This is a genomic window from Clostridium bornimense (assembly GCF_018917145.1).
In the GTDB taxonomy this organism is placed as follows: domain Bacteria; phylum Bacillota; class Clostridia; order Clostridiales; family Clostridiaceae; genus Clostridium_AN; species Clostridium_AN bornimense_A.
The window spans coordinates 1-3231 of record NZ_JAHLOD010000102.1 but is presented as its reverse complement, the minus strand read 5'-3'; the positions used below and the strand labels follow the sequence as shown (position 1 = coordinate 3231).

The following is a 3231-nucleotide window of genomic DNA, read 5'->3' as shown; positions in this document are numbered from 1 at the left end:
TAACTTATAGTATTGGTCGGCAAACCTACTATTATTTTACATCGGAGGTTTTTTATTTTCTACGTATAGCTAAAAGCTTTTTAGAACCACAGGTCGAACCTGTGGTATTCATTAAACAATAAAAAACTGTCACACTTTTCGTGTGACAGTTTTAAAAATATAATATTTATTATAAACCCCGATTAATGTAAATAACTAAGAAAAGTTTTACTTAAGTCAACTTTACATTGGAACCCTAATTCTTTTAATGCCATTTCTAATGACAATAATGTATAAGCAACTTTATCAATCTTAGCACTTTCACCCATATGACCTATTCTTAATACCTTACCTTCTAAATATCCAAATGATCCTGCTATAAATACATTGTATTTTTCCCTTAATGTATTCAGTAACTTATTACAGCATATATTCTCTGGTATCTTAACTACAGTAACCGTGTTCGAATTATCTGACTCAATTATATTTAATTCTAATCCGCCATCAATAATTGACTTCCTTACAGCATTAGCTATATTACTATGTCTATTTATAACATTCTCTATACCTTCATCTAATATATTATCAATAGCTGTAGCCAAGCCTTTTATATCACTTATAGGCATAGTATATGGAAACCATTTATTCTCATAATAATCTTCCCATATTAATAGGTTACAGTAGAAACCTGCTATAGGTTGTTTTCTATTCTTTATTATATTTATTGCATCATCTGAAATAGTAACAATACTTAATCCCGGAGGAGCAGATAAAGCTTTTTGTGATCCACCTAATGCTATATCAATTCCCCATTCATCAACTTTTACTTCTTCTCCTATCATAGCAGAAACAGTATCAACCACTGTTAATATTCCTTTACTCTTTAGGAGCTTACAAATTTCTTTTATATTATTCAAAACACCAGATGGTGTATCACAATGCACTACTGTTGCATATTTAAAATCACTATCTTTATTTAAAAAGTCTTCTAATTCATTAATATCTATGGCTTTACCCCTATCTCCCTTAAATAAAATAGGATTTCCTCCATACATATTAACAAAATCCTTAAATCCTTCTCCATAAATTCCATTATCTATAACTAATACTCTATCATTATTTTCTGTTAATGATGCACATGCAGCTTCTAATCCTAATATCCCTTCCCCGGAAAGAATTCTAACTCTATTTTTTGTATTAAGTAACTTACCTAATTTATCACAAGTTTCTTTATAAAAATCATAAAATTTGATATCAAGATCTGGATTAGTACACTTTTCTGCTCTTGAAAGCATAACATTTTCCCTTACATCCGTTGGTCCCGGTGTCATTATAGTATATTGCATATATTTCCCTCCTATACTGTCATATACTATTAATTATACTTAATAACTTTTTATTTTAAAAATGTACCCATACGCAAAAAGATTCACTTAAACTCATAAGTGAATCTTTTTTAATCTATTTTTTATCTTTAATAAAATCACTCCTATTAAAGCTCCTGTACTATCGACCATTACATCAAATATTCTCATATCTCTCCCTGGCACAAAATATTGATGTACTTCATCTGATATAGAATAGCAAATTGTTATTATCAATGATAATAAAACTTTTCTTTTAATATTCTCATATTCTTTAGTTACCATATAAATTAATATAAATAACACCATATATTCAGTAGCATGAGCAGTTTTTCTAACTATAAATGATGCATTTCCATTAGATATCATATCTAAATCAATACCTAAATATATTTTAATAAAATTTATAACAGCAGAACTATCTCCTGTAGATTTATCCCCTTCTCTACTAGACATATAAAAAATGAATAACATAAAAATTACAACTAAGAGACATTTAATTATTTTTCTTGTTCTTTTTTTCATTATTTTATATTTTTCCTTAAAGATATATCTATAGACCATCCAACTATTATAGTCACAAATAAAATTATAAGTAACACTAAGCTCACCATTTGACTAGTATTAAATAATAATATTGTTCCAGAAATTATTGAAATAGCCCCTACAATTACATTTATTACAATTCTCTTTTTCAAATAATTAACTATATCTTTGTTTGCAGTTTCTTCTAACTTCTTATTTTTCTTACTCATAAATACTGAACCACCAACAATTGCAATTCCAAGTGTTATCATTAATATTGAAATAGTATTCTCCATAATGTATACCTCCTATTTTTATATGTATCTAAGTTATTATAACATTAAATAAAATTATACCAAATTTTTCTGATAAATATGTATATAAAATATTTTTTTGTCAATTATTTAGATGAAGGGAGGTATTAAATATGAATAAGAAAAAGGTATTAGGTCTATCTGCAATATTGATCCTAGTATTAATAGGTGGATTAGTTATTTATAATAATGCTACTAACTTACAGAAGGATATAAAAAAATCTACTAATAATTTAAATAATAATTCTACTGCAATAGAAGATGCTAAAGAAAAAACTATAAATGATTTAAATTCTACAATTAATACTGGAAACAATACTGTTAAAGATAGTTCTACTAATGATAAAAATACTACTGACTCAGATAAAACAGAATCCAAAACTACTTCTACAAATATAGCAAAAGAAGGTGTCCATTTTAACTATATCAACTATACCATTAAATCTGGTGATACACTTTTCTCTATCGCTAAAGAAAATGCTCCTAACCTTGCTATAAATGATGTTATTAACAATATTAAAATTAGAAATAAGTTATCTGATGAAAATTTAATTAAATCTGGTGACACAATTTCTATTCCATCATCCATAAAAATAAAGTAACTTTCCATTTTTATATCATATATAGGTCATTGTAATATCATTACTTTACAATGACCTTTTATTTTTGTTTAAAATTTATGATAAATGAGGATTATCCTACTTTCTTTATAAAATATTAAATAAAAACTTTATATTCATCTTATTTTACAATAATATATAATAAATTTCTTATGCTGTTATATTCTAATATCAACGTTAAAACATAATCAAAAAAATAAAAAAAGACTTAGATTAATATCTAAGTCTTTTGGTGGCTCACCGGGGAATCGAACCCCGGACAACATGATTAAAAGTCATGTGCTCTACCAACTGAGCTAGTGAACCATACTACCTGGCAACATCCTACTCTCCCACACAGTCTCCCGTGCAGTACCATCGGCCCTCTGAGGCTTAACCATCGTGTTCGGTATGGGAACGGGTGTATCCCTTAGAGGCATCATCACCAGA

Annotated in this window: 4 protein-coding genes, 1 tRNA gene and 1 rRNA gene; 1 reads left to right on the top strand and 5 read right to left on the bottom strand. The window is 27.4% G+C overall.

What is annotated here, in order from left to right; all coding sequences use genetic code 11:
• Positions 1-182: 182 nt before the first annotated feature.
• The 3 genes from KQI30_RS16610 to KQI30_RS16600 form a co-directional block, all read right to left on the bottom strand.
• Positions 183-1325, bottom strand: coding sequence for a pyridoxal-phosphate-dependent aminotransferase family protein (locus KQI30_RS16610; protein WP_216464461.1), 1143 nt, complete (start codon positions 1323-1325; stop codon positions 183-185).
• Between the two features lie 93 nt (positions 1326-1418).
• Positions 1419-1868, bottom strand: a complete 450-nt coding sequence (locus KQI30_RS16605) for a VanZ family protein (RefSeq protein ID WP_216464460.1) — start codon at positions 1866-1868, stop codon at positions 1419-1421.
• The gene (locus KQI30_RS16600) at positions 1868-2164 is read right to left on the bottom strand and encodes a hypothetical protein (protein ID WP_216464459.1); all 297 of its coding nucleotides are present in this window, start codon (positions 2162-2164) and stop codon (positions 1868-1870) included. Before KQI30_RS16600 ends, KQI30_RS16605 begins: the two co-directional genes overlap by 1 nt.
• A 131-nt stretch (positions 2165-2295) precedes the next feature.
• Here KQI30_RS16600 and KQI30_RS16595 point away from each other — a divergent pair, with 131 nt between their 5' ends.
• Positions 2296-2784 carry a LysM peptidoglycan-binding domain-containing protein gene (locus tag KQI30_RS16595; protein WP_216464458.1) on the top strand — a complete coding sequence of 163 codons (489 nt, stop codon included), beginning with the start codon at positions 2296-2298 and terminating at the stop codon, positions 2782-2784.
• Positions 2785-3032: 248 nt separating this feature from the next.
• On the opposite strand, the gene KQI30_RS16590 is transcribed toward KQI30_RS16595, so the two are convergent.
• Positions 3033-3108: transfer RNA gene (locus KQI30_RS16590), tRNA-Lys, on the bottom strand.
• A gap of 5 nt (positions 3109-3113) precedes the next feature.
• Positions 3114-3231, bottom strand: a 5S ribosomal RNA gene (gene rrf, locus KQI30_RS16585).